The following is a 24665-nucleotide window of genomic DNA, read 5'->3' as shown; positions in this document are numbered from 1 at the left end:
CTCCTTACTTGGTGATGCCCTTGTCCTTGAGCCACGCGGCTGCAGCGGCCTTGGGGTCCATCTTTTGATCGCCTTCAACCTGTGTGCGCAAGGCGATCAGATCGTCCGTGGTGAGCTGCTTGGAGACGTTGTTCAAGGCAGTAGTGCCGGCCTCGTTGAGTTTGTCGGTCTTGATGATGGGCAGTACCTGCTGTGCGCCGATCAGACCCTTGGGATCCTCCAAAACCACCAACTTGTTGGCGGTGATTTCAGGGGAGGTGGTGAAAATATCGGCAATCTGGACTTCATTGTTGAGCAGGGCCTTGACGTTCAGAGCCTCCGTGCTGGCACTGAACGCCTTGAAATCCTTGGGGACACAGTCGTAGACCGATTTCAGGCCCGGCAAACCGTAAGGTCGGGTCTGGAATTCCGACGGCGCCGCGAGCGTCAGCTCACCGCACACCGGCGCCAGATCCGCGATGGAGGTCAGGTTGTACTTGGCAGCGATTTCAGGCGTCACCACAATGGCGTCCTTATCCTCTGCGGCGGCCGCATCCAAAATGCTCAGGCCAGCGGGCATTTTGCCCGGAAGCGCTGCCAGAATGCCGGGACCGTCAATAATAGTGTTGCTCGTGTCCAGGTATCCCAGCAGGTTTCCGGTGTATTCGGGGACCACATCGATGGAACCGTCTTCGAGTGCCTTCATGTAGACGTCGCGGGCGCCAATGTTCAACTTGGTGCTGGCCGTGACGCCGGCCGCGTTCAACGCGCCAGCATAAATTTCGGCCAGGATGGCGTTCTCGGGGAAGTTCGCCGAGCCCACCACCACGGATCCGGACCCGTCACCAGAGCCGGCTGCGGAGCTGTTTGTGCCCAGCGGATCGCCGCCGCCACACGCCGTGACAGCGAGGGCTACGGTGAGTCCTGCGGCTGCCCCAAGCAGTGAGCGGCGGGTCGGCATGGAATTCTTCTTCATGATGTTTCTCCTGTACCTCGGGGAATCTTAAAACTATGTGAAATTCAGGGCAGAGCAGCGGTGTTGTGCTCTGGGGCCGCCTTGACCGTCTGTAAACCTGGTGAGACCACGGTGCGCTGCAGCAGGGCTAGCACGCCGTCAATCGCAATGGCGAGGACCGCAATCACTACGGCGCCACCTAATACTTGACCGTAATCCTGCACTGCAAGGCCGTCAATGATGTAACGCCCCAGTCCGCCCAGGCTGATAAAGGCCACCACGGCCACCGTAGAGATGACCTGCAGCACGGCCGATCGGAGCCCGCCCAACATGACCGCGAGCCCATTGGGGACCTCCACGCTAAAAAGGATCTGCCGCTCGGTCATGCCCATGCTGCGTGCGGCATCAACTATTTGACGGTCGACGGCGGCGATCCCGGCATAGGTGCCTGTCAAAATTGGCGGCACCGCCAACAGTACTAGGGACCAAATAGCTGGCATGAGGGACAGTGCTGAGCTGGCCAGCAGCGCAAACAGCGTCATGATGCCCAGTGTTGGCAGCGCACGCAGCATGCCTGCCAGGGAAACAACCACACCGCGCCCCCGGCCCGTGTGCCCAACGTACAGTCCAATGGGCACGGCAATGGCCAGGGAAATCAGCAGGGTCAGCCCTGAGTAGCCGAGGTGTTCCATGACCCGGACGGGAACGCCCATCGGTCCCTGCCAATTTGTCGGGTCAGTGAGCCACTGCCAACCTTGGCTGAACGGGTCCTTGGTGGTGTAGGTGGTGAGGGGCTGCGCCGTGAGTGGCTGCGCAGCGAGGGGCAGGCTGGTGAGTGGAAGAGAAGCCGTGGAGAGGCTCATGCTGACACCTCCGACGTCGTGCTTGAGGTTTTTGAATCACTTGCAGTATGTGAGGAACCCCTAGAACGGGTGGCGGATTTACTGCTGCGGAGCCAGGGCGTCAACAGTCTTTGCAGCAGCACCAAGACCACGTCCATGAGTAGCGCCAGGGCGAGGGTGCCCACAATGCCCACCACAATCTCGGTGGGGAAGTTTCGCTGCAGGCCGTCGGTGAAGAGGAAGCCCAAGCTGGGGATGCCGAGCAGCGAACCCACGCTGACCAGCGAGATATTGCTGACCGAGATGACGCGTAATCCGGCAAAAAGAACGGGGATGGACAGGGGTAGATCCACGCTGAGGAAGCGCTGCACAGGGCGGTATCCCATGGCCGTGGCAGCCTGCCGGAGGTTGTCATCGACCGAGTTCAGGGCGTCGAGGGTGGAGCGAACCAGCAGCGCCACGGCGTAGATGGTCAGCGCCACAATGATGTTCGTGAAGTCGAGAATTCTGGTGCCCAGGATGCTCGGAAGAATGACGAACAGGGCCAGCGACGGCACCGTGTACAGCAGCGAGCCCACTGACAAAATGATGCCGCTAGCGACCTTGTTGACCCGTGCCAGCTGCGCCAACGGGACAGCGATGAGGACGCCGAGCACCAGCGGCACGATCGCCTGAATCAAGTGGTAACCGGCAAGGTTGAATACCTGCGGCCGATTGTCCAGAAACCACTCCATCAGCTTCGGCTTTCACGCGTGGACTCGATGGCTGCCAGGACCTCTTGGGCATGCACGACGCCGGTCACTCGCCCCTCGCTGTCCACGGCAACTCCCAGCCCGGACGGCGAGGATAACGCCGCGTCCAAGGCGTTGCGGAGAGGATCGCCGGCGTGGAAGAGGGACCCTCCGGGGATCAACTGCGGCTGGTCCGGAGCTTGGTCCGCAGCTTGGCTAGAGGTGGTGGCGGGGCTCGGCGCTGGGTTGGGGCCTAGGCCTTGGGCTGGGCTGGGGCCGGAGCTCAGTGGGGCGCCGGGGGCGAGCCAGCCCAGCGGCCGGCCGTCACTGTCCACAACCAGCGCCCAAGCCGTCGATGCGCTGCCAAAGTGGGTGTCGGCGTCGTGCTTCCCAGCGCCCGACTTCTCCGTGCAGGCCTTCTCCGTGCGGGCCAGAGGGGCCGGATGGATGGGCACGGACTCGCCGCCGCTGAAGGATAGGCGCCGGAAACCGCGGTCGCGGCCCACAAAGTTGGCCACGAAATCATCGACGGGGGCACGGAGGATTTCCTCCGGGGGAGCGTACTGGGCCACGCGCCCGCCCGTGGCGAAAACGGCGACCCGGTCTCCGAGGATGGTGGCCTCGTCGATGTCGTGGGTGACAAAAATGATGGTCTTGGCCAGCTCGCGCTGCAACCGCAACAACTCCTGCTGGAGCTCGGCACGGACCACCGGATCCACGGCGGAGAAGGGCTCATCCATGAGCAAAACGGGCGGATCGGCGGCCAGTGCGCGAGCAACTCCCACGCGCTGTTGCTGACCGCCGGAAAGCTGATTGGGGTAGCGATCTGCCATGGCGGCAGGCAGGCCCACGGTGGCGAGTAGCTCGAGGGAACGCTTCTTGGCCTGCGCGCGCGGCACCTTGTTCAGGCGCAGCACGGTGGCAATGTTCTCGATCACGGTGCGGTGCGGGAGCAGTCCAGCCTGTTGCATGACGTAGCCCATGGAACGGCGGAGTTCGTGAGCGGGGATGGTGCTGACGTCACGTCCGTCCACGGTGATGGTGCCGGCGGTGGGCTCCACCATGCGGTTGATCATGCGCAGAGATGTGGTTTTGCCGCAGCCCGAGGGGCCAACAAAGACGGTGATCTTGCCACGTTCAATGCTGAGATTGAGGTTTTCAACAGCTGCTTGGCCCGTTTGAAAAACCTTGCTGACACCTTGGAACTGGACCATGGCGTTGCCAATCTGGCCAGTCGATTCCTGGTCAGAACGGCTACTGTCCTGGCGTGTGACGGTAAGTCTTTGGTCCGTCATGTGTGGATCCTCACTGTTGGTGGCGTTCTTGTGAATCGTTCACCTGGTGCCTGTTGATCATAGTCAGGGTCTATTTGTCACGTAAAGCGGATAGCCGGCGGGCAGTGTCTTAGGCTAACCCTATGGACACTTCGAATTCGGAATTCAGCACCAAGGGCGCCTACGTTACCGGGGCCGAGTACACGCGGGACACCAACTACATTGAAACCCGTATTACGCGCGGCGGCGAGGATGGCTACCCCGTGGAGGCAGGGCGATACCGTTTGGTAGTTTCCCGGGCGTGCCCGTGGGCGCACCGCTCCACCATTGTTCGGCGTCTGCTGGGCCTTGAAGACGCAATCTCGATTGGCGTTTGTGGACCCACGCACGATGTCCGCTCCTGGACCTTTGACCTCGATGACGGCGGTGTTGACCCCGTTCTGGGGATTGAGCGTTTGCAGGACGCGTACTTCAAGCGCACCCCCAACTACCCGCGCGGCATCACGGTTCCGGCCATCGTTGATGTGCCCAGCGGCGCCGTCGTGACCAATAACTTCCCGCAGATCACGCTCGATTTCTCTACCGAGTGGACCGAATTCCATCGCGACGGCGCCCCGGACCTCTACCCGGAAGCCCTTCGCGAAGAAATGGCCGTGGTCAACAAGCGCATTTTCACCGAGGTCAACAACGGCGTGTATCGCTGTGGCTTTGCCGGCAGCCAGGAATCCTATGACGCCGCATATGAGCGCCTGTTCGTTGCCCTTGACTGGCTCGAGGAACGCCTGGCCACGCAGCGGTACCTCATGGGGGATTCCATCACCGAGGCCGATGTCCGCCTTTTCACCACCCTGGTCCGCTTCGATGCCGTCTACCATGGGCACTTCAAATGCAACCGGAACAAGCTCAGCGAGATGCCCGTACTGTGGGCCTACGCTCGCGATCTGTTCCAGACGCCCGGCTTCGGCGACACCGTGAACTTTGAGCAGATCAAGGCGCATTACTACATCGTCCACACCGATCTGAATCCCACTCAGATTGTCCCGCTTGGCCCGGACACTTCAGGATGGACGACGGCGCACGGCCGGCAGTCACTCGGTGGCTCACCTTTCGGAAACGGAAGCGCCCCCACACGTCCGGTGGACGCATAGGGGCTGCCGGCGGAACCGGAATTTTCTCGGCGACTATCCGCACCTCGGCGACTATCCGCACTGCGGCCGCGGGCGGCCTTTAGTTCTCCTTTACCTCGCCTACTACCTCGCCTACGGAAACTCCGGCTCCGCCACCCGGTTTTTACGCGGGATGGGTCGGTATTAGCCGACGATCTTCAGGCCGGTGTTCCAGTTGAAGGTTTCGAAGGCGGGGTTGGCCTGGAGGGTCATGACGACGAACTGGAAACCTTCCAATTCGCGTGAGCGCTTGAGTGCACCAACCACGATGGGGCGCATGCCGCCGTCGGTCATGAGTGAGGCTACGGCTGCAGTTGCATCGGCATTGTCTCCTGCGATGAAACCGTCCAGGATCTGGCCTTCGGTTTCGCCGGCAACCAAGGCACCAGCGAACGTGGTGTTGAAGGCCTTGACCACATTGCCGGGGGTCAGTGCGGCGATTTCTTCAGCGGCGGAGGTGCCGGGAGCAACAACCAGTGAATCGAAGGTCTCGAAGTTCACCGGGTTGGTGATGTCAACAACGGTCTTGCCGGCCAGTGTGGCGCCGTAGGAGGTAACAACTTCCTTGGCGGCGTCGAACGGCAGCGCCAAGACCACGATGTCCCCGGCGGGAGCCTGGCCAACGGTGCCCGAGGTGACGTTCGTACCCAGCTCTGCGGCCACTGCGGCTGCCTTGTCGGCGTCGCGGTTCAAAAGTTCAACGATACGTCCAGCCGCAAGGGCTCGGGTTGCAATGCCGCGTGCCATGTTTCCGGTACCGATGATGGTGATGGCGTTCATGATGGTCCTGCTTTCTAATGAATGGCTGGAAGTCGTTTACTTGAAGCTACAACTAAAGCGTAAGCGCATTTGGTTGAAGTGTCAAGTAAAAATATCCAAGTCCCTTAGTTCCGCTCGGATTCGTGAAAAGATGGCGCAATGACTGAGTTGGAACCGCGCTGGCTAAATGACGAAGAACGCTCCGCATGGTTGGCGGTGCTTGCCATCACCACCTTGCTGCCCGGAGCCTTGGAGGCCCCGCTCCAGCAAGCTGCCAAGTTGTCACTTTTTGAGTACAACGTGCTGGCCATGCTCTCCGAGGCGGAGGATGGCATCTTGCCGATGAGTGAGCTGGCCGCCCGAACCAGCGCCTCACTCTCGAGGCTTTCTCATGTTGCGAAGAAGCTGCACGCCCGCGGGCTGGTGGAACGCTCGGTCCATACTGGCGATGCGCGCGTTACGCAGACTGCCATTACTGGGGTCGGCCTGAAGTTGATCCGGGATCTGGCTCCTGCGCACGTGGAGTCGGTAAGGGAACTTATTTTTGATCAACTGGATCACAAGGACGTAGCTGACCTTGCGCGCGTGGGACGAAAGCTGGTTCGAGGCTTGGATGAGCAGCACTGGACGCTCCGCCCGCCAGTTCAGCCCTAAGTCGCCCCGGACGCTCCTTTGTAAAAAGTGATACTAGCCACATTCCACCTGTGGATTTCCTGATTCTTTCGGTGCCACTGCCTATGAATGTTGCTCCCAGCGTCAAATAGGGTAGTAAAATGTTCCCTAATGAGCCTCTAGTGCCGTAATGTAGCTAAGGCTTGCCTAACTAGGGTGAGTGTTCGCTGGGGTCACCGTTAGGAACTACATTGGAATTTTCACGTCGTCAGGGTCTGAAGTTGGGCCTGTTTGCTTCCGTTGCAGCGCTGGGAGTTGGCCTCGCGGGCTGCGCCACGGGCGCCACCGGGGGAACTGAAGCACAGAAGACGCAGGCCTCGACTGACACCTTCCCTGTCACCATCAAGCACATTTACGGCGAAACGGTCATCGACAAGGCCCCGCAGCGCGTCGCCACGGTGTCCTGGGTCAACGACGACGTTGCCATTGCCCTGGGTGTCATCCCCGTGGGAATGCCTCTGAATGACTGGGGCGGAAATGCTCAGGGCTCCACCCCGTGGAAGGACGCCGCTTTGGAAAAGGCTGGCGCAGGCCTTGGTACTGACAAGGCCCCGGTCCAGTACTCGGAGGTGGACGGCGTGAACTTCACCGAGATTGCCAAGACCACTCCTGACGTCATTCTGGCTGCCTACTCGGGTCTGACGCAGGAAGATTACGACAAGCTCAGCAAGATTGCCCCGGTCATCGCGTTCCCGGAGGCCGCTTATGGCACAGGGTGGCAGGATTCCACCACCATGATTGGCGCCGCGCTGGGCAAGTCTGCCGCCGCCAAGGAACTCATCACGGCCACCGAAAAGACCATTGCTGAGCAGGCCGCCAAGTACCCCTCCATCAAGGGCAAGACCTTCATTTACGGAAATCTGGAGCCGGCCAAGAGCGACGGCGTGAACGTCTACCTCTCCGGAGACAACCGCCCCAAGTTCCTCAGCAGCATCGGCATGGAGCTTGCCCCAGTTGTGGTTGAAGCGGAGAAGAAAGCCGAGGGGTTCTTCATGCCTTGGTCCGCCGAAAAGGCGAATGAGCTGGACTCGCAGGTGTTTGTCAGCTGGGTGCCCGATCAGAAGACCAAGGGAGCCATTGTGGCCGACCCGTTGCTGGGTCAGATCCCCGCCGTCAAGTCCGGGGCCTTCGTTGCAGACTCGGACAACACCCTCACGCTGTCCATCTCTGCCGCCTCACCGCTGAGCCTGCCCTGGGCTCTGGATAAGTTCCTGCCTCTGCTCGGCGCCGCAGCAGACAAGGTCTAGGTCCCGTTTCTGTGTTTAACGCACCAGCCGCTGCGAGGGAAGGTTCGACGCCGGTCACGGCCAAAGTGCCTTCTCTCGCTGCCGCCGGGGTAACTGCAGGCGGGGTAACGGCAGATGAGATGACTGCTGGCGGGGCAGTTGGAGGCAGGACAGCAGGTGGTGCCGTCCGCCGTCTTGCGTGGCTCGCGTTGCTCGTCGCTGCCCTTTGTGTAGCCGTGTTACTTTCTCTCGCGGTTGGTGCGCGAAGTATCCCGCTGCCTGCGGTGGTGGATGCACTTGTGAATTTTGACCCAGCCAATGGAGACCACGCAGTGGTTTCTGCACGCATCGTGCGGACCGTGGCGGGGCTTATTGTTGGCCTGTCTTTGGGTCTGGCGGGCACCTCCATGCAGGGCGTGGCCCGTAACCCGCTGGCAGATCCTGGCATTCTGGGTGTCAACGCTGGAGCGGCCCTGGCTGTGGTGGCTGGGATCTTCTTTTTTGGTGCCGCCGGAGTCTCCAGCTACCTGTGGTTCGCCTTCGCGGGCAGCGCCGTTGCCGCCGTTGTTGTGTATGCGGTGGCCAGTTTGGGCCGCAGCGGGGCAACTCCCGTGAAGCTGGCACTCGCCGGCGCCGCCGTGGCCGCTGGCATGGGATCGCTCATGAGCGCCATGCTGGTCACGAGCCAGGATTCCCTGGAGCTGTTCCGCAGCTGGCAGGTGGGTGCGCTGGCTGGGAAATCGTGGGAATCCATTATTTCCGTGCTGCCTTTTGTGGCCGTGGGTGCCGTCATTTTGCTCGGTACTGGCAAGCTCTTGAACACTTTGGCGCTCGGTAATGACATGGCCCGTGGGCTCGGTCAACGTCCGGGTTTGGGCCGTGCCATTTCAGCAATTGGCATTGTCCTGCTGTGCGGATCCGCCACAGCTCTGGCTGGACCCATCGGCTTTATCGGGCTGGTGGTTCCGCACCTACTGCGTGCTTTGGTGGGACCTGACTACCGCTGGCTGCTGCCGCTGTCTTTGCTGGCAGCACCCACCGTGCTGTTGCTGGCCGATGTGGTGGGCCGTGTGGTCCTGCTCCCCGGTGAGGTGCCGGCTGGCATTCTTGCCGCGCTGATTGGGGCTCCCGTCTTCATTGCCGTGGTGCGCCGTGGAAAGCAGGCAGAGCTATGAGCGCCATGGGAGACACTGCGCGTGAGACATGGCGCGGCACAGCCACCAATGCCTCGGCGGTGACCGGAGACTGGGTGCGCGATGCGCGCAAGGCGCCTCGCCGCCGTCGAACATTACTCATGGGGGCCATGAGCCTCCTGGTCGTCGTTTTGCTGGCCATCAACGTTCTGCTGGGCAGCTATACGGTCACTATCCCCGATTTCTTCGCCATGCTGGGTGGGAAAACCATTCCCGGGGCCAGCTTCATCGTGATGGAAAATAAGTTGCCGCAAGCGCTGCTTGGGCTGCTGGCTGGGGCGTCGTTCGGTGCGGCTGGCGCCATTTTCCAGACCATGCTGCGCAACCCGCTGGCCAGCCCCGACATCATTGGAATTAGTTACGGTGCCAGTGCCACGGCCGTTGCCGCGTTTGTCATTTTTGGACTGCGTGGAGCGGGACTCTCGGTAGCTGCCATCATTGGCGCGCTGCTCGTGGCCCTGCTGATCTCCGTTTTGGCTCGCGGGCGCGGCGGCACGGGGCTGATTCTGATTGGCATTGGTGCCGCCGCGTTCATGCAGGCCACCATCACGTTCCTGTTGTCCCGGGCGGATTTTACTAACGCTACGGAAATCATGGTGTGGCTGACGGGCTCACTGAATTCCGCGAACTGGGAGCGGGTGGGCCTCTTGACCGTGGTGCTGCTGGTACTGACACCATTGGTGGCCTTTGGATCCCGCGAACTGGGTGGCCTGGCTCTTGGCGACGATACCGCGGCCGGGCTCGGTTTTAACGTCCCGCGGGCTCGGCTTCTGCTCCTGATTCTCGGCGTCCTGCTGTCCGCCTTTCCCACTGCTGCTGCCGGCCCCATCGCCTTTGTGGCCTTCTTGTCCGGACCCATCGCCAAGCGGCTGAACGGGGGAGTGGCCAGCCTGCCGCTCGCCTCCCTGGTGGGTGCCGCCATTGTGCTGGCCGCTCACTTTATTGCCGTCAATGCCATCCCCGGAACGTCATTGCCCGCGGGGGTGGTGACCGGAGCGCTCGGTGCACCGTTCCTGCTGTGGCTGCTCATTTCCACCAACCGTGCCAACCAAGGAGGCTGAGATGCACCCCGCGAACAGTCACGAACGCGCTGCTTCACCGTCTGCCACTGAGCTATGCGCCAGTGAATTATCTGCCCGGGAGCTTTCTCTGGGATATGGCGACCGTTCCATTGTTGAGAACCTCAGCGTTGAATTGCCCGCCGGAAAGGTGACCATCATTGTGGGAGCCAACGCCTGCGGAAAATCCACCTTGCTGCGCGGCTTGGCCCGGCTGCTTAAGCCAAGTGCCGGCGTCGTCCATCTCAACGGTACAGATATACACAAAGTGCCCACCCGTGATCTGGCCCGCAAACTCGGCATTCTGCCGCAGACTCCCACGGCGCCGGACGGCATCAGCGTGGCCGATCTTGTGGGGCGCGGCCGCAGCCCGCATCAGGGCTGGTTCCGCCAGTGGACACCGGCCGACGACGACGCCGTGGCCGCCGCGCTGAACGTCACCGGCACGGCCGAGCTGGCCAATCGCAGCATCGATGAACTCTCTGGCGGGCAACGTCAACGGGTCTGGATTGCTGTGGCTTTAGCTCAGGAAACTGATGTGTTGCTGCTGGATGAGCCCACCACCTACCTGGATCTGGCACATCAGGTGGAGGTGCTCGATGTGGTCTCCGAGCTCAACGCCCGGCGCGGCATCACGGTGGCCATTGTGCTGCACGACCTGAATCTGGCCGCACGCTACGCCGACCATTTGATCGCCATGAAGAGCGGCGACATTGTGGCGCAAGGTGCCCCGGCAGAGGTACTGACCGCCGAAATGGTCCAAGAAGTGTTTGGACTCGAGTCCGTGGTGGTACCCGATCCCGTGGTGGGCACGCCCATGGTGGTTCCGGTGGGTCGGCGGGCGGCAGTGTTGGCTGACGCCGCGGCGCAACGCTTATCTGCCTCAGAACCTGCGGTGACAGCGCCGGCAGTTTCAGATCCGGCCGTCTCGGAGTTGTCCGCACAAGAATTTTCCGCAGTAGAAGGAGTAAAGGCATGAGCTCGGCAATCTTGGAGAACAACGCAGTTTCTGCGGAAGTGGATCCGATCAAGCCCATGCGGGTCTTTGATCTGCAGGTCAGTGCCGTGCAGCGGTTGAGTGAGCATTTCCGGCGCATCACCCTCACTGGCCCGGACCTTGATTTGTTTGGTTCCAACGCCGACGGTGAAACCCTGGATCTGCGCGTTAAGATCATGATTCCGTCGCCGGGCCATGCGCTTCCGGAGTTCAGCAATATTCGCGGCTCGCTGCAGGATGACTGGTACCAAACGTGGCGTGGACTGGATGAATCGGTGCGTGGGGTGATGCGAACCTACACGGTCCGCAGCCTGCGCCGCGCTATTTCTGCCTCGGAGCATTCCCCTGCTGTCCCGGCGGAGATGGACATTGACTTTGTGCTGCACTTAGATGGTGGATCGGGGCCCGCCGCCGAGTGGGCCGCCTCCGCTGTAGTGGGGGATGCTCTGCTGCTAGTTGGTCCTTGCGCGCGCTGGGGCGACTGCTTGGGCATCGAGTTTGCACCCGGCGAGGCAGAACGCGTACTGCTCGTGGGAGATGAGACGGCAGTCCCTGCAATTGCCGCCATTTTGGAAACCCTGCCACCGCATATCAGCGGTCAGGCCGTGCTGGAAGTTCCCACGGCCGCAGATTTTCTGGACATCTCCACGCCAGCCAACGTTGAAATCCTGTGGCTTGCTCGGGGCGGCATGGTCCACGGTGAGGCCTTGTCCGAAGCGGTGCGATCGCTCATTGCCCCGGCGGCATGCGATGTGGGCGAGGAGCCTGAAGAGGTAGATATTGACGCCTCTATCCTGTGGGAGACCCCGGTTGGCACTGCCGGCCACGGTTTGTATGCCTGGATCGCCGGAGAGGCTGCCACCATTCGCGATCTACGCCGCTACCTGGTGCGCGATGTGGGCATGGACAGGAACGCTGTGGCGTTCATGGGCTACTGGCGCAAGGGGCAGGCGCTGGACTAGAAGAAATTGCTGCGCGGCGGCGGAAGCTTTTTTGCCCATGCTTTTCGCGCAATCGCCCTCGGGAAACTGCTGACATGTGGGGTGGATCGGTGGATACTGTCACTTATCCCATCCGTGCTCAGTGCCTGACGCTAGGAGAAATGCCATGACAGTCCGTCTTACCCCGTATCTGAACTTTCGCGACACTGCTAAGGCTGCGTTGGAGTTCTACCAGTCCGTCTTTGGCGGCACGCTAGCGATGAGGACTTACGCAGAATTTAGTCTGTTTGAAGACCCCGCCGAGTCCGGAAAAATCATGCATGGCATGGTGTCCGGAGACCACGATGTGGTCATCATGGGAGCAGATGTGCCCAATTCGATGGAACTTGGAGCTAATTCCAGTGTTTGCCTCTCCGGTGACGACGAGGCTGTGCTGCGCGGCTGGTGGGACGGACTGGTCGACGGCGCAACAGTGGCCGAGCCCCTGACGAAAGCGCCGTGGGGTGACACCTTTGGCCTGTTGACGGACAAGTTTGGCGTGCCGTGGATGGTCAATATCGACGGATCGTCCAAGGCTTAGTAGCAGCGCACAATATGCCTTAGTGCAGCCCTGGCTACGGGAGCCGCAGCATTTGCTGTGCTAGCGTTCGCTAAAAACGTGCCAAAGCTGGGATAGCGTTTTTAGTCCTGCAGTAGTGCTAGCGCTGTGTCCAAGGTGGCCAGCGCCTGAGCGCTATCGATGCGGGACAAGGTCATGGCTGCGATCACCAGAGAGCTGAGCACCGTGGCCAACTGGAGGCGGGCGCCGTCGTCCATTTCTGGGTGAAGGGCAGCGGCACCGCGGCCTAACGCGCTCTTTAACTCTTCCCGATATCCAGCGATGGCTTGGCTGACGGCGGTCTCGTTCGAAATCGGCGCGCCGGCCGCATTCAGGAGCAGGCAGCCGCTGTGGGACTGCAGCGAATCGGGTTGACTCAGCGCTTCGCTCAGGCCGGTGAAATAGTTAGTGAGCGCGTCCGGGGCCACCTTGGCGGCCTCCAAAGGCTGAAGCCGTGGGTGGATGATCTCGCGGAGATAACTGGCCACGGCGGCATCAAAAAGCCCGCGCTTGTTGCCAAAGGCATGATAGATGCTGGACCGGCTCAGTCCGGTAGCACGCTCAAGCTCTGGGAGAGAAGCTTCCTCGTAACCGCGCTCCCAAAAAACTGCCCGCGCAGAGCGAACTGCATCATCCGTATCAAACGTTTGCATGCGTCCCAAGTGAGCCCCTCATTTTGTGAACCGATCAGTCCACTATATAGTGGATTACTCATTCCATAATAGTTCACGCGCGGTGTGAACATGCCGCGCAGACACTTTTGCACCACCCAGGGAGTTCACGCCATGTCCACCACAGTCAGCACCCAAATCCAACTCGCCGCCCGTCCCATTGGCTGGCCCACTGCCACCGATTTCACCACTGCGCGGGTAGAACTAGGCGAGCTGGGGCCAGATCAGCTTCGCGTGGTCAATGAGTACATCTCCGTTGACCCGTACATGCGCGGTCGCATGAGTGATGCAAAGAGCTACGCAGCACCCTACGCTCTGGGGGAAACGATGACTGGTGGTGCCATTGGGCGAGTTGTCGAGTCGACGAGCGAGAGTATTCCGGTAGGTTCGGTGGTGCTGCACCAGTTCGGCTGGCGGGATGTTGTCCAAGAAGATGCTGCCGGGTTCAGGATTGTTCCGGAAATTCCCGGCGTGCCGCTGTCGGTGTACCTAGGCGTTCTGGGGATGACGGGCTTGACCGCCTACGTTGGTCTGAGTGCGATCGCGGGCCTGAAGGCCGGTGATACGGTCTTTATTTCCGGTGCAGCCGGAGCCGTTGGTAGTGCCGCTGGCCAGATCGCGCGACTCATGGGCGCCAGCCGCGTCATTGGATCCGCTGGTAGTGACGAGAAGGTGGCCCTACTGAAGGAAAAGTACGGCTACGACGAAGCATTCAACTACAAGTCCGGGCCCGTGCGTGAGCTGCTCGCAGCCGCTGCGCCGGAGGGTATTGACGTCTTCTTCGACAACGTTGGCGGCGATCACCTTGAGGCTGCGCTCGATGTCTTCAACCCCGGCGGCAGGGCTGCCCTGTGTGGTGCCATTGCTGGCTACAACGTCACTGATCGCAAAGTGGGTCCGGACAATATGGCCAATATGATCACCCGCGGCCTCGCGCTCAAGGGCTTCACCCTGGGCAGCTACCTCGACCTCGCTCCTGAGTTCAACGCGAACATGAGCACATGGTTCGCAGCCGGGGAGATCGCCTTCGATGAAACAGTGGTCGACGGGATCGATCATGCAGTGGACGCGTTCCTAGGCATGATGCGCGGCGCCAACACGGGCAAGATGGTGGTCCGTACAGCTGCCATGGCTGACCTGATCTGAGCTGATCGCCGGCCCGGCCCGGCGGCTCGGCTCGGCGGGTGCGCTCTGGCTAGTCGCGGAGCTGGGAGAGGATCCGCGCCAGTTCGCTTTGGTCTTCTGCGTTGAGGCGGCCAAAGTATTCCTTGGATTTATCCCGGCGTTCGGCCTGCACCTCGGTAAACAGTTGGCGCCCGGCATCCGTGGGGACAATGAGCGTTGCTCGTCGGTCCGAGGGATCAGCGTCGCGGCGCACCAATCCTTTGGCCTCGAGCTGGTCGACCACTTCGGTGGCCGAGCGCGGTGCAATGCGCAGGCGCTCGGCTAGATCCTTGAGTCGAACATCGCCGGTGTTGCAGTCGGGGCCGCAGTCGCTGGGGCTGGTGCTGGGGTTGTGGCTGTGACTGTGCCGATTGAGTGTCATCAGCGCACGCCACTGATGCGGTGTCAGCTCCCACGGGGCGAGTTGTTCGGCCCAGGTGCGCCGCAATCCGCGAAAAGCCGCGTGAAAAAGTTCGCCGAGCTCGGGCGCATCGTCGTGGGAAGTCGTACTGTCCGGGGAAGCCGTGCCATCAAGGGAAGCCATGCACTAAGCATACTCACTATTGACACGTAACCACATAGTGAGGTAACCTCTGTATTAGTTGGTGCGAGTCCCGCACCCCGCACACCATTGGAGGTGGCGCCCATGACGGAGAGCATCCGCATACAAAAACAAAAACCCGGCCGTGACAGTTCCGGCTCATCAGACTCTCGCGGCTCCCAAGAGCACAAGGGTCGCGGCCCCACCCGCGTAAACCCGGCCGACAAGCAGCAGATCAAGCGCCACCCGGTCAGCTTCAAACGCATCGTTGCACTGTTCGCACCGCACAAGGTGAGAATAGCCGTCGTCGTACTTCTTATTACCGCATCCAGCGTCATCAGCCTGGCGCAACCATTCCTGGTCCGCAGCATCATCGATACCGCGCTGCCCACCAAGGACGTCCCGCTGCTGGCGTGGCTGGCGATCGCCATGATCGCCGTTGCCGCCACCACCGCCCTGATCGGCGTGGTGCAGACGTGGATGACCACCAAAATGGGCCAACGGATCATGCACACCCTGCGCACCAGGCTCTTCACGCACCTGCAAAAACAATCGCTCGCCTTCTTCACCCGCACTCGCAGCGGTGAGGTGCAATCGCGCCTGAACAACGATATTTCCGGCATGCAATCGGTCATCACCTCAACCGCAACGGGCGTGGCATCTAACGTCACCACCGCCGTTGGCACAGCCGTGGCCATGGTGGTCCTGTCCCCGAAACTTGCGCTGCTTTCGCTGATCGTCATCCCGCCGGCCGTCTGGTTTTCCCGCCGCGTGGCCCTGCTGCGCCGCGACATCACCTCAACCATGCAGGCCGAACTCGCCACCATGAACACCTATGTGGAGGAGGGGCTGAGTATCTCCGGGGTCCGGCTCGCCAAAACCCTCGGCACCACCGACCGCGACGCCACCCGCTACACCGAAAGTTCCGAACGCCTCATTGGGCTGGAACTGCGCTCGCAGCTGGCCGGCCGCTGGCGGATGGCCACCATGGGCATCATCTTCTCTGCCATCCCGGCGCTGATTTATTTTGCCGGCGGACTGCCCGGAAACACCATGAGCATCGGTACCATCGTGGCGTTCACCGCGCTGCAGGCCACCATTTTCCGCCCCATCATGGGGCTGCTGAACCTCGGCGTCCAGTGGGTCACGGCCATGGCCCTGTTCAGCCGCATCTTTGAATACCTCGACCTGGTCCCGGACATCACTGCCCCGGAGAACCCCGTCCCCTTGGACCCGTCCACGGTGCGTGGTGAGGTCCGCTTTGAAAACATCCATTTCGCGTACGACGGCGGGGCCGACGTTCTGCGCGGAATCGACCTCACGCTTCCCGCCGGCACCACCACCGCCGTGGTCGGTTCCACCGGTTCCGGCAAGTCGACGCTGGGTGCATTGCTGCCGCGACTTCACGATGTCACCGCTGGCCGCGTCACGATTGACGGGGTGGATGTGCGCGAGATTGCCCCGGAGGTACTGGCTCGCATTGTGGGGGTGGTGTCCCAGGAAAGTTATTTGGTCCACGCCTCAATCCGCGAAAACCTACTGCTGGCGGCCCCGGATGCCGACGATGCAACGCTCTGGAAGGCCCTGGCTTCTGCACAAATCGCAGACCTTGTGGCCGGATTGCCGGATGGGTTGGACACTCTGGTGGGAGCTCGCGGTCACCGCTTCTCCGGAGGAGAGCAGCAGCGGCTGGCCATTGCCCGGACCATTCTGCGAAACCCGAGAGTACTGGTACTCGATGAGGCCACCTCGGCTCTGGATAACACCACCGAAGCCGCCGTTCAGCTAGCACTGGACCACCTGTCAACAGGGCGCACCACGCTGACCATCGCCCACCGGCTCTCCACCGTGGAGGACGCCGATCAGCTGGCCGTACTGGAAGGCGGGATACTCGCTGAGGTGGGAACACCACAGAACTTGGCAGCTGCGGGAGGCGCCTATGCGGCCCTCATCGCAGCCGGCGAAGAGCTGGAACTGGCTTCCTAAAGCGGTCCCCGATGCTTCACATGGCTCCGGATCAGTCCGGTCTTGATCCGGACATAGACTTGGCGTACATAAATCCGGCCACTTTTGGGCAGCGGCACGCATCAACGGCGTGCGCCACCTGGAGGCGGTCGGGACTGCTGGCGGCAAGGAGTAGGCGTGGAATTTTCAGCACGGTACGTGGCATTAGGCGATTCGTTTACCGAAGGTCTGGGCGACACCGACCATACACGACCCAACCAAGTTCGCGGTTGGGCGGACAGGGTGGCCGAACAACTGGCACTGGCGCACCCGGAGCAATCCTGGGGCTACGCAAATTTGGCCATCCGCGGCAAGAAAATGAAGCAGATCCTGAGCGAGCAAATCGATGCCGCCGTGACCCTGAATCCCACGCTCGTCACCATCTACTCCGGCGTCAACGATATTCTGCGGCCCAAGGTGGATATCGACGCCATGGTTGCTTCGTATTCCGAGGGCATCGCCAAGCTGGCAGCCACCGGCGCCCGCGTCCTGATCTTCACCGGCTATGACGCCAGCTCGTCAAAGGTCTTCGCCAGCATTCGCGGCCGCACCGCCGTCTACAACGAACTGGTCCGTGAAGTTGCCGAGACCCACGGCGCCGAGCTCGTGGACTACTGGCGGTTCCGCGAGTACAACGACTGGCGCCTGTGGGGGATCGACCGCATGCACATGTCCACACCGGGCCACATCAACATGGCCAACCGTGTGCTGGAACAACTCGGTGAAACCGCGCGCCTCCCCATGCCGGATCTCCCGCCCATCCCCGTACGCACCACCAGCGAGACCCTCAAAGACAACGCCGCCTGGACCAAAGAATATGTGGGCCCGTGGGTCAGTAGACGACTGCGTGGGGTCTCTTCGGGCGATAACTTGAGCGCACGCTGGCCAAGCCTGCGATCCCCGCTGGTCTAGAAGCCGCTGGCCCAGAATCCGCTGGTCTAGAAGCCGCCCGGATCCCCAAAAGCTCGGCGAACCTCGACCCCCAAGAGCTCGGCGGACCTCGACCCCCAAGAGCTCGGTCCCTAAAGATACGTAGTAACTACCGATGTATTGCTACCGACCCATCCGTAACCTCGAAGCACTGGCATTGCGAAAAACCCCATGGGGAAACAGTGGGGGAGCGTTGGGGGAGGAACAGGAAATGGTCTTATTTGGTGGAGCCTTATTTGGTGGAGCTGCGATGGAGTCTGGACAAGGGATAAATCTCGAGTCTGGATACTCGGCGCCGCAGCAAAAGCAAACGCAGCAGCACGGTTTGGTTGCTGTGGGAAACGGCTCGGAGGCGCAGCTACCGGGGGCGGCTCACCACGATATTCGTGGAATCTGGCCCATCGAGCTCAGTTTTTCTTCCTAAGCTCCGCAACTTAGCTTCCCAAACTAACGGCCAGACCTGAGCGGCGGGAAGCTGCCAAGGGGCTGGGACTGGCGGGACGGCGTCGTGCATTCAGTTGTGCATTCGTGGGGTTCCACGCAGTGACGGCGCAGTGAGAATACAGAAAAGAATCAGTGCGGAGCCATTGGGGGACGCACAGGCGGGGCGCGAAAACATCTTTCACGCCCTGCGTGTGTGTTTAATGCAGGGCATGATATGGGCCAATTAGGGTTAATCGCTCCCTTGCATCTAGACTGGTTAGGCGCTAGGTAGCGCGGAGCGTGTGCAATTGCTCCGGTTTGCGGTGATTATCCTCCCGCGGGCCGGTAGTTAGGGGCTCAAGTTGCGTGCATTCGGGTATTCGCCGGACGGTCACCTCCTCATCATCATGTAAATGACGACGGGGAATCATGCTGTCCAAGGGCGGACGCTGCCTACTCGCACGGTTTACACCAGTGAACCGTATTCATACATTTATTAGGAGTGATCATGGCAGCTCATTGCCAGGTGACTGGAGCCGAGCCGGGCTTCGGACATAGCATTTCGCACTCGCACCGCCGCAACAAGCGTCGGTTCGATCCGAATATCCAGAAGAAGCGCTACTGGGTTCCGTCCTTGCGCCGCAACGTTACGTTGCAGCTTTCCGTCAAGGGCATCAAGACCATCGACGTTCGCGGCATTGACGCTGTCGTCGCAGAAATTCTCGCTCGTGGGGTGAAGCTCTAGTGGCAAAAGACAAGGACGTACGTCCGATCATCAAGCTCAAGAGCACCGCGGGCACTGGTTTCACGTACGTAACTCGTAAGAACCGTCGTAACACTCCGGACCGTTTGGTTCTGAAGAAGTACGATCCCAAGATCCGTCAGCACGTCGAATTCCGAGAGGAGCGCTAAGACTATGGCTAAGAAGTCCATGATCGCGAAGAACGAGCAGCGCAAGGTTATCGTCGAGCGTTACGCCGAAAAGCGTCTCGCCCTGAAGAAGGCCCTCGTTAGCCCTACCTCCACCGACGAAGAGCGCGAAGCGGCCCGCCTGGGCCTGCAGAAGCTCCCCCGCAACGCATCGCCGGTACGTGTTCGTAACCGCGACGCCATTGACGGCCGTCCCCGTGGAACGCTCCAGAAGTTCGGCATCTCCCGTGTACGCTTCCGCAAGATGGCACACGCTGGCGAACTGCCCGGTATCAAGAAGTCCAGCTGGTAATCACTGATTTCCGGTTGTAAATAGGGCGGTGACCTTCGGGTCGCCGCCCTTTTTACTGCCCTTTTGCCGGGGCCAGCTGGTCGAGCTTGTCCAGGCCCAGTAATTTCTGTGGTGTCTCGCGCTGGATGAGCCGTTATTGCGAGAGTTGCTGTCGCGTCGGCGCCCATTTCCTGCAGCATTGCCTAAGATGCGCCATTCCCTAAGCTGCGACGCCGGAATCCTCACCCTTCGCTGTGCCCGACGGCGGTCTCAAGAGCCGCAGCCCGTGTCGACGGGACGGGGTGAACAGCCCGAAATGATCCCAAATTGGCCCCGAATGTGTCGGCTGAGAGCGAAATAACCCTAGAATCCGGGAAATTTGCGTCAAAAATAGGGCAAATTTGCCGGATTTCCGCGGAATTGCTGGTAAGTTCGCTAGCAGTGGTTGACACGCAACCGCGTGGAATTGGATTCACTTTACGTCCAGGAGGACAAACATGGCTAAGAACCGTAGCGAATTGGTTGCTGAAGTTGCTGCAAAGGCTGAGACCAGCCAGACCGCAGTAAACGCTGTTTTGGATGCGCTCTTCTCCGTTTTCGAGAGCTCCGTTGCAGCCGGCGAAAAGATCACCATCCCGGGCTGGCTCTCCATCGAGCGCACCGACCGTGCAGCACGCACCGGCCGTAACCCGCAGACCGGCGAGACCATCCAGATCGCAGCAGGCCACAGCGTGAAGCTCTCCGCTGGCTCCAAGCTGAAGGCTGCTGTCAAGAAGTAATTTCTTCACAGTTCCTTTGAAGGCGGTCGGCATCAGCTGGCCGCCTTCAAGCTTTTAAGTCAGCTTTTAGGCCAGCACCTTTTGGGCCATCACTGAGTCTGGAATTTTTCTCCGCATTGTCCCTGCTTTTATCTCAGCACTGTGCAGTAGCAGGCACGGCAGCCTCGGTGCTGGAGGTCCACTCCTGACTCTTCAAGGCTCTGCTGGGGTCTTCTTGCGCTTTCCTGTGAGATCCCTGATTCGCCCGATGTTCACTGGGTGCAGGAGAATAGAGGGGTGCCACCCGTAGACTCTGCCCCCGCCACCACCGTCCGTACCTCTGCGCCATCCCGCGGAGGTACTTTTGACAACGGAATTCCCAGCTATTGGTGGTGGCTCGGACTCGCGACAGCTATGGCCGCAGTGGTGCTGGCGCTCCTGTGGACAGGCGCCACAGCCGTCCAGCTACTGGCCGATCCGGGGGCATTCACACGATGGGGCCTGCCGTTGGCCACCACCATCCACAACTTGGCATTGTCCTCGGTCATTGGTGCCCTCGTGTTCGCCGTGGTCATCCTGCCCAAGGATCTCAAGCAACACCGACCGCACTCCGGTCGGCAACAAGAAGACGCTGCCAAGCGCAAAGCTGTCCCCGAGCATCCTGCCTTTACCCGGGCCATGACGCTCGCCATGGTGGCTGGCGGGGTCTGGACCATCTCCGCGATCGCCGTGCTGGTACTGACATATTCCAGTATTTCCGGACTCCCATTGACCGGTAACAGTGAATACACCAACATGCTGGTGTTCTTTATGACGGAGCTGCCCGTGGGGCAAGCCTGGCTGACCATCACCATTGTTGCCGCAGTGGTCACCACACTGGCATTTGGGCTGCGCAACATCAGCGCCTTGGCCGTGCCGCTGGTGCTGGCAATGCTCTCTTTTGTCCCACAAGCCCTGATCGGGCATTCGGCCTCTAGCGCCGATCATAAGGGTGCTGTGAACTCTCTGTTCCTGCACATCACCGGAGCCTCATTCTGGGTGGGTGGCATCATCGTTCTGGTGGTTGTTTCGGGTGTTTTGGGCAAGATCACGGCCCAAACTCTCAAACGTTTCTCCGCCTTGGCACTCTTCGCTTTCGTGGCAGTTGCAGGTTCCGGCATCATCAACGGTGCCATCCGCATCACCAACTGGCACGATCTCTTCTACTCCTCCTACGGACAACTGATTCTGGCGAAGTTTGCTGCCACTGTTGTCCTAGGCGTCATTGGCTACATGCACCGGGAATGGATCATTCCGCGCCTTGAGGGCGGCAAGAAGGAGAACGGGAAGACCCGCCGCCTGCTGTGGCAACTCATTTTTGTTGAACTGCTAGTCATGGGCATTGTCAGCGGCATTGCCGTTGGCCTGGGTCGATCCGCCCCACCACAGTCACGCGAGTTGTCCGCGACAGCCCTGACGCCTGCGCAGATCCTCACTGGCTACCCGCTGCCCCCGGAGCTTGAGTTTTCCCGTTGGTTCACGGAATGGCGGATGGACTGGCTGTGGGTGTTCTTTGCCGTCTTGGCTGGCGCCGCCTACCTCATGGGGATCATGAAGCTGCGCAAACGCGGTGACAAATGGTCGGTGCTACGCAGCGCTTCGTGGTTCGTTGGTCTGCTGGCGCTGGTCTACATCACCTCCGGTGGCCCGGCCGTGTACGGTGCCGTCACGTTCAGCGCCCACATGGTAGAGCACATGGCGTTGATGGCCATTGCGCCGCTGTTCCTCGCTCTGGGATCGCCCATTTCACTTGCCTTGCAGGCACTAACACCCCGCAGGGACGGTTCTCGTGGGATCCGAGAATGGATCCTGGTGCTCGTACACTCCCGGTATTCCAAGGTCATCACGCACCCGCTCTTCGCTGCCGCAAACTTCTCCGGCAGCCTGATCCTGTTCTACTACTCCCCAGCGTTCAACTTGGCCATGAAATACCATGTCGGTCACGAGCTGATGATCATCCACTTCTCGCTCACTGGCTACATCTTCGTGCAGAGCATGATTGGCGCCGACCCGCTCCCCACCCGAGCTCCCTACCCGCTGCGTCTGCTGCTACTGCTGGCCACTATGGCGTTCCACGCCTTCTTCGGTGTCTCGCTCATGATGGCCACGGGGCTGCTCTCCGGGGAGTACTTCGGCAACATGGGCCGGCCCTGGGGTGATGGGGCTCTGGTTGATCAGCAAACCGCCGGCGGCATCGCTTGGGGTGTGGGAGAGTTCCCCACCCTCATGATCGCCCTGGGAGTGGCCTATATGTGGGCAAAGTCCGATGCGCGCGAGACTAAACGCAAGGACCGGGCGGCCGACAGGAATAAGGACGCCGAATTGGGCGCTTACAATGACATGTTCGCCCAACTGGCGGCCCGTGATAATGCCATGGCACAATCGGGCCGTGGACCGGCATTGCCGCATCTGCATCACACGCAGGAACGCTCCGAACAAGGCGCAGCCGGCAACACCGCAGGTGTCGCCGAAGACGGTAAGAACAGCAAGAGCAGCAAGAACAGTAGCAGTAAGACTAGTAACACCGAAGACAGTAAAACTCGTGAGCCGGAGAACCCGGCCAGATCGCAAGGAGAAGCGAACTAGTGGATTCCGCAACGAAAACCACCCCTGCCGCAGCCAAGTCTGTCAGGGTCAGGGCCTCTGAGCTTGAAGGCCGCGGCTGGTTGAACACCGGTGGTGTGGAGCTGAACCTGGAGAAGCTGCGCGGCAAGATCGTGCTGCTGGATTTCTGGACCTTCTGCTGCATCAACTGCCTGCACGTTCTTGATGAGCTGCGCCCCTTGGAAGAGGAATACAAGGACGTCTTGGTGACGGTCGGTGTGCATTCGCCCAAGTTCGAGCACGAAGCTGACCCCGTTGCCCTGGCCGCGGCCGTTGAGCGTTACGAGATTCACCACCCAGTTCTGGATGACCCCGAGCTGGTCACCTGGCAGGCATACTCGGCCCGGGCCTGGCCCACGCTGGTGGTTGTGGACCCCGAAGGCTACATCGTGGCGCACATGTCAGGTGAGGGCCATGCTGCTGGCTTGGCCTCGTTCATTCCTGAGCTGATCGCCGAACACGAGGCCAAGGGCACCTTGCACCGCGGTGACGGCCCGTACGTTGCCCCGGAACCGGTGTCCCGTGACCTGCGTTTCCCCGGTAAGGTCCTGCCATTAGCCACGGGCAACTTCCTGGTCTCGGACACCGGCCATCACCGCCTCGTGGAAACGGGCCCTGATCTGGCTACCGTTGTTCGCACCATTGGCTCCGGCACCAAGGGCTACCTTGACGGCGCGGCCGAGGATGCACAGTTCAACGAACCTCACGGACTGGCCCTGCTCCCGGCTGAGCTGGCCGCCGCGGTGGGCTACGACGTCGTCGTGGCTGACTCGGTAAACCACCGCCTCCGCGGAGTCACCTTGGCCACCGGCGCCGTGCGCACCCTTGCCGGCAACGGCGTCCAGCGCCTCTTGGAGGCGGGCCCTGCCCGAGTGAACGACGACGGCGCAGCAGCCTCTGAGACGTTCCTCGGCACCGCGCCGCTAGAGGTCGCGCTTTCTTCGCCGTGGGATGTTGCCTATTCAACAGTGCTGAAGACGGTGGTTATCGCCATGGCTGGGACCCACCAGATCTTTGACTTTGATCCGTCTAGCGGTGCGGTCACCGTGGTGGCTGGCAATGGTCTCGAGGGATTGTTGGACGGGCCGGCCGATCAGGCTTGGTTTGCCCAGCCTTCCGGACTCACCGAAGATGCCCAAGGCAATATCTGGGTAGCTGATTCGGAAACCTCCGCCTTGCGTGTTCTGAAGTTCGCGAGCGACGGGGAAGCAGGAGTCATAACGGCGAGTGTTGAGACGGCCATCGGCGAGGGGCTCTTTGACTTCGGTTTCCGTGATGGCGAGGCCGATCAGGCGCGTCTGCAGCACCCCTTGGGAGTTGCCGTGCTGCCTGATGGTTCGGTAGCTATTGCGGACACTTACAACGGTGCTGTGCGTCGCTACGATCCGGCCACCAAGACTGTCAGTACCTTGGCTCGCGGTCTGGCTGAACCTAGCGATGTCTTGCTGGATGAAACTGGCGAGGTGCCGTTGCTCATTGTGGTTGAGTCCAACCAGCACCAGCTGATTCGCCTTCCTCTGCCCAAGAACGCGTTGCAGGTTGATGAGGGTGCTGTTCAGACGCAGCGCCCCAAGACCGATGTGGCTCCGGGCGAATTGCAGCTGACCATCAACTTCTCCGCGCCGACAGGACAAAAGCTTGATGACCGCTGGGGTGACCCCACCCAGTTGAAGGTTTCCTCCACGCCGCCGGAACTGTTGATCAGCGGTGGCGGAACCTCCGTGGGCCTGCAGCGGACGCTGGTACTTGCAGCCGACGTTCCTGAGGGAGTTCTGCACTTGACCGCCCGTGCCGCAGCCTGCGACGGCCCAGAAGACGCCAATGGTGAGATCCCGGACCATGCCGCGTGCCACCTGTACCAGCAGGACTGGGGCATTCCGGTACTGCTGAACGCAGAAGGAGTCTCGGAACTGGCGCTGGACCTGCGCGGACTCTAGCG

General features: G+C 61.0%; 24 protein-coding genes. 17 read left to right on the top strand and 7 right to left on the bottom strand.

Going from position 1 to position 24665, the window contains the following annotated elements; genetic code table 11:
- Positions 1-4: 4 nt before the first annotated feature.
- From AB0P14_RS14715 to AB0P14_RS14700, 4 genes are all read right to left on the bottom strand, one after another.
- Positions 5-955, bottom strand: a complete 951-nt coding sequence (locus tag AB0P14_RS14715) for an ABC transporter substrate-binding protein (protein WP_363843724.1) — start codon at positions 953-955, stop codon at positions 5-7.
- 44 nt (positions 956-999) lie between these two features.
- Complete coding sequence (locus tag AB0P14_RS14710) at positions 1000-1647, bottom strand: ABC transporter permease (RefSeq protein ID WP_363843977.1); 648 nt, start codon at positions 1645-1647, stop codon at positions 1000-1002.
- Positions 1648-1793: 146 nt separating this feature from the next.
- Entirely contained in the window at positions 1794-2510 is a 717-nt protein-coding gene (locus tag AB0P14_RS14705) for an ABC transporter permease (RefSeq protein WP_363843721.1), read from the bottom strand.
- Positions 2510-3733: an ABC transporter ATP-binding protein gene (locus tag AB0P14_RS14700; RefSeq protein WP_363843974.1), complete on the bottom strand. Its 1224-nt coding sequence runs from the start codon at positions 3731-3733 to the stop codon at positions 2510-2512. The genes AB0P14_RS14705 and AB0P14_RS14700 overlap by 1 nt, the downstream gene beginning before the upstream one ends.
- 191 nt (positions 3734-3924) lie before the next feature.
- On the opposite strand from AB0P14_RS14700, the gene AB0P14_RS14695 reads away from it, so the two are divergent.
- Complete coding sequence (locus AB0P14_RS14695; RefSeq protein ID WP_363843718.1) at positions 3925-4929, top strand: glutathione S-transferase family protein; 1005 nt, start codon at positions 3925-3927, stop codon at positions 4927-4929.
- Positions 4930-5091: 162 nt separating this feature from the next.
- Here the strand turns inward: AB0P14_RS14695 and AB0P14_RS14690 are convergent, their stop codons facing one another.
- Positions 5092-5727: an NAD(P)-binding domain-containing protein gene (locus tag AB0P14_RS14690; protein WP_363843715.1), complete on the bottom strand. Its 636-nt coding sequence runs from the start codon at positions 5725-5727 to the stop codon at positions 5092-5094.
- Between the two features lie 138 nt (positions 5728-5865).
- On the opposite strand from AB0P14_RS14690, the gene AB0P14_RS14685 reads away from it, so the two are divergent.
- The 7 genes from AB0P14_RS14685 to AB0P14_RS14655 all read left to right on the top strand — a co-directional run bounded on the left by AB0P14_RS14685 (position 5866) and on the right by AB0P14_RS14655 (position 12373).
- The gene (locus tag AB0P14_RS14685; RefSeq protein WP_363843712.1) at positions 5866-6360 is read left to right on the top strand and encodes a MarR family transcriptional regulator; all 495 of its coding nucleotides are present in this window, start codon (positions 5866-5868) and stop codon (positions 6358-6360) included.
- A gap of 209 nt (positions 6361-6569) precedes the next feature.
- Positions 6570-7625, top strand: coding sequence for an iron-siderophore ABC transporter substrate-binding protein (locus tag AB0P14_RS14680; RefSeq protein WP_363843709.1), 1056 nt, complete (start codon positions 6570-6572; stop codon positions 7623-7625).
- Positions 7626-7744: 119 nt separating this feature from the next.
- Positions 7745-8779 carry an iron chelate uptake ABC transporter family permease subunit gene (locus AB0P14_RS14675; protein ID WP_363843971.1) on the top strand — a complete coding sequence of 345 codons (1035 nt, stop codon included), beginning with the start codon at positions 7745-7747 and terminating at the stop codon, positions 8777-8779.
- A gap of 119 nt (positions 8780-8898) precedes the next feature.
- Entirely contained in the window at positions 8899-9858 is a 960-nt protein-coding gene (locus AB0P14_RS14670) for an iron chelate uptake ABC transporter family permease subunit (RefSeq protein WP_363843968.1), read from the top strand.
- A 1-nt stretch (position 9859) separates the two neighbouring features.
- Positions 9860-10834 (top strand): ABC transporter ATP-binding protein, encoded by a 975-nt coding sequence (locus tag AB0P14_RS14665; protein WP_363843706.1) that lies wholly within the window; start codon positions 9860-9862, stop codon positions 10832-10834.
- The gene (locus tag AB0P14_RS14660) at positions 10831-11814 is read left to right on the top strand and encodes a siderophore-interacting protein (protein WP_363843703.1); all 984 of its coding nucleotides are present in this window, start codon (positions 10831-10833) and stop codon (positions 11812-11814) included. The genes AB0P14_RS14665 and AB0P14_RS14660 overlap by 4 nt, the downstream gene beginning before the upstream one ends.
- Before the next feature lie 145 nt (positions 11815-11959).
- Positions 11960-12373 (top strand): VOC family protein, encoded by a 414-nt coding sequence (locus tag AB0P14_RS14655; RefSeq protein WP_363843701.1) that lies wholly within the window; start codon positions 11960-11962, stop codon positions 12371-12373.
- Between the two features lie 101 nt (positions 12374-12474).
- Here AB0P14_RS14655 and AB0P14_RS14650 read toward each other — a convergent pair whose 3' ends face one another.
- Entirely contained in the window at positions 12475-13044 is a 570-nt protein-coding gene (locus AB0P14_RS14650; protein ID WP_363843698.1) for a helix-turn-helix domain-containing protein, read from the bottom strand.
- 132 nt (positions 13045-13176) lie between these two features.
- Here AB0P14_RS14650 and AB0P14_RS14645 point away from each other — a divergent pair, with 132 nt between their 5' ends.
- The gene (locus AB0P14_RS14645; protein ID WP_363843695.1) at positions 13177-14208 is read left to right on the top strand and encodes an NADP-dependent oxidoreductase; all 1032 of its coding nucleotides are present in this window, start codon (positions 13177-13179) and stop codon (positions 14206-14208) included.
- A 49-nt stretch (positions 14209-14257) separates the two neighbouring features.
- On the opposite strand, the gene AB0P14_RS14640 is transcribed toward AB0P14_RS14645, so the two are convergent.
- A complete protein-coding gene (locus tag AB0P14_RS14640) occupies positions 14258-14770 on the bottom strand; it encodes a MarR family transcriptional regulator (RefSeq protein ID WP_363843692.1) in 513 nt (170 codons plus the stop codon).
- Positions 14771-14872: 102 nt separating this feature from the next.
- Between AB0P14_RS14640 and AB0P14_RS14635 the strand changes: the two genes are divergently transcribed.
- The 8 genes from AB0P14_RS14635 (at position 14873) to AB0P14_RS14600 (ending at position 24663) form a co-directional block, all read left to right on the top strand.
- Positions 14873-16753 carry an ABC transporter ATP-binding protein gene (locus AB0P14_RS14635; protein ID WP_363843689.1) on the top strand — a complete coding sequence of 627 codons (1881 nt, stop codon included), beginning with the start codon at positions 14873-14875 and terminating at the stop codon, positions 16751-16753.
- A gap of 156 nt (positions 16754-16909) precedes the next feature.
- The gene (locus AB0P14_RS14630) at positions 16910-17683 is read left to right on the top strand and encodes an SGNH/GDSL hydrolase family protein (protein WP_363843686.1); all 774 of its coding nucleotides are present in this window, start codon (positions 16910-16912) and stop codon (positions 17681-17683) included.
- 949 nt (positions 17684-18632) lie between these two features.
- Positions 18633-18869, top strand: a complete 237-nt coding sequence (gene rpmB / locus AB0P14_RS14625; protein ID WP_038465685.1) for a 50S ribosomal protein L28 — start codon at positions 18633-18635, stop codon at positions 18867-18869.
- Positions 18869-19036: a 50S ribosomal protein L33 gene (gene rpmG / locus AB0P14_RS14620; protein ID WP_044574616.1), complete on the top strand. Its 168-nt coding sequence runs from the start codon at positions 18869-18871 to the stop codon at positions 19034-19036. The genes rpmB and rpmG overlap by 1 nt, the downstream gene beginning before the upstream one ends.
- 4 nt (positions 19037-19040) lie before the next feature.
- Positions 19041-19346: a 30S ribosomal protein S14 gene (gene rpsN, locus AB0P14_RS14615; protein WP_062285947.1), complete on the top strand. Its 306-nt coding sequence runs from the start codon at positions 19041-19043 to the stop codon at positions 19344-19346.
- A gap of 476 nt (positions 19347-19822) precedes the next feature.
- Positions 19823-20104: an HU family DNA-binding protein gene (locus AB0P14_RS14610; protein WP_363843681.1), complete on the top strand. Its 282-nt coding sequence runs from the start codon at positions 19823-19825 to the stop codon at positions 20102-20104.
- A 393-nt stretch (positions 20105-20497) separates the two neighbouring features.
- Positions 20498-22708, top strand: a complete 2211-nt coding sequence (locus AB0P14_RS14605) for a cytochrome c oxidase assembly protein (RefSeq protein ID WP_363843965.1) — start codon at positions 20498-20500, stop codon at positions 22706-22708.
- Positions 22708-24663, top strand: coding sequence for an NHL domain-containing thioredoxin family protein (locus AB0P14_RS14600; RefSeq protein WP_363843678.1), 1956 nt, complete (start codon positions 22708-22710; stop codon positions 24661-24663). The genes AB0P14_RS14605 and AB0P14_RS14600 overlap by 1 nt, the downstream gene beginning before the upstream one ends.
- Positions 24664-24665: the final 2 nt, after the last annotated feature.

This window comes from Specibacter sp. NPDC078709 (assembly GCF_040686795.1).
Classification (GTDB): Bacteria; Actinomycetota; Actinomycetes; order Actinomycetales; family Micrococcaceae; genus Specibacter.
Note: the sequence above shows the minus strand (reverse complement) of the source record. Positions and strands in the feature narration are given on the sequence as shown.

Bases quoted from the DNA above. Each gene is read 5' to 3' on its own strand.
- AB0P14_RS14715 (WP_363843724.1), bottom strand. From the start codon at position 955: ATGAAGAAGAATTCCATGCCGACCCGCCGCTCACTGCTTGGGGCAGCC.
- AB0P14_RS14710 (WP_363843977.1), bottom strand. From the start codon at position 1,647: ATGGGCGTTCCCGTCCGGGTCATGGAACACCTCGGCTACTCAGGGCTG.
- AB0P14_RS14705 (WP_363843721.1), bottom strand. From the start codon at position 2,510: ATGGAGTGGTTTCTGGACAATCGGCCGCAGGTATTCAACCTTGCCGGT.
- AB0P14_RS14695 (WP_363843718.1), top strand. From the start codon at position 3,925: ATGGACACTTCGAATTCGGAATTCAGCACCAAGGGCGCCTACGTTACC.
- AB0P14_RS14690 (WP_363843715.1), bottom strand. From the start codon at position 5,727: ATGAACGCCATCACCATCATCGGTACCGGAAACATGGCACGCGGCATT.
- AB0P14_RS14685 (WP_363843712.1), top strand. From the start codon at position 5,866: ATGACTGAGTTGGAACCGCGCTGGCTAAATGACGAAGAACGCTCCGCA.
- AB0P14_RS14675 (WP_363843971.1), top strand. From the start codon at position 7,745: ATGACTGCTGGCGGGGCAGTTGGAGGCAGGACAGCAGGTGGTGCCGTC.
- AB0P14_RS14670 (WP_363843968.1), top strand. From the start codon at position 8,899: ATGGGGGCCATGAGCCTCCTGGTCGTCGTTTTGCTGGCCATCAACGTT.
- AB0P14_RS14665 (WP_363843706.1), top strand. From the start codon at position 9,860: ATGCACCCCGCGAACAGTCACGAACGCGCTGCTTCACCGTCTGCCACT.
- AB0P14_RS14660 (WP_363843703.1), top strand. From the start codon at position 10,831: ATGAGCTCGGCAATCTTGGAGAACAACGCAGTTTCTGCGGAAGTGGAT.
- AB0P14_RS14655 (WP_363843701.1), top strand. From the start codon at position 11,960: ATGACAGTCCGTCTTACCCCGTATCTGAACTTTCGCGACACTGCTAAG.
- AB0P14_RS14650 (WP_363843698.1), bottom strand. From the start codon at position 13,044: ATGCAAACGTTTGATACGGATGATGCAGTTCGCTCTGCGCGGGCAGTT.
- AB0P14_RS14645 (WP_363843695.1), top strand. From the start codon at position 13,177: ATGTCCACCACAGTCAGCACCCAAATCCAACTCGCCGCCCGTCCCATT.
- AB0P14_RS14640 (WP_363843692.1), bottom strand. From the start codon at position 14,770: ATGGCTTCCCTTGATGGCACGGCTTCCCCGGACAGTACGACTTCCCAC.
- AB0P14_RS14635 (WP_363843689.1), top strand. From the start codon at position 14,873: ATGACGGAGAGCATCCGCATACAAAAACAAAAACCCGGCCGTGACAGT.
- rpmB (WP_038465685.1), top strand. From the start codon at position 18,633: ATGGCAGCTCATTGCCAGGTGACTGGAGCCGAGCCGGGCTTCGGACAT.
- rpsN (WP_062285947.1), top strand. From the start codon at position 19,041: ATGGCTAAGAAGTCCATGATCGCGAAGAACGAGCAGCGCAAGGTTATC.
- AB0P14_RS14610 (WP_363843681.1), top strand. From the start codon at position 19,823: ATGGCTAAGAACCGTAGCGAATTGGTTGCTGAAGTTGCTGCAAAGGCT.
- AB0P14_RS14605 (WP_363843965.1), top strand. From the start codon at position 20,498: ATGGCCGCAGTGGTGCTGGCGCTCCTGTGGACAGGCGCCACAGCCGTC.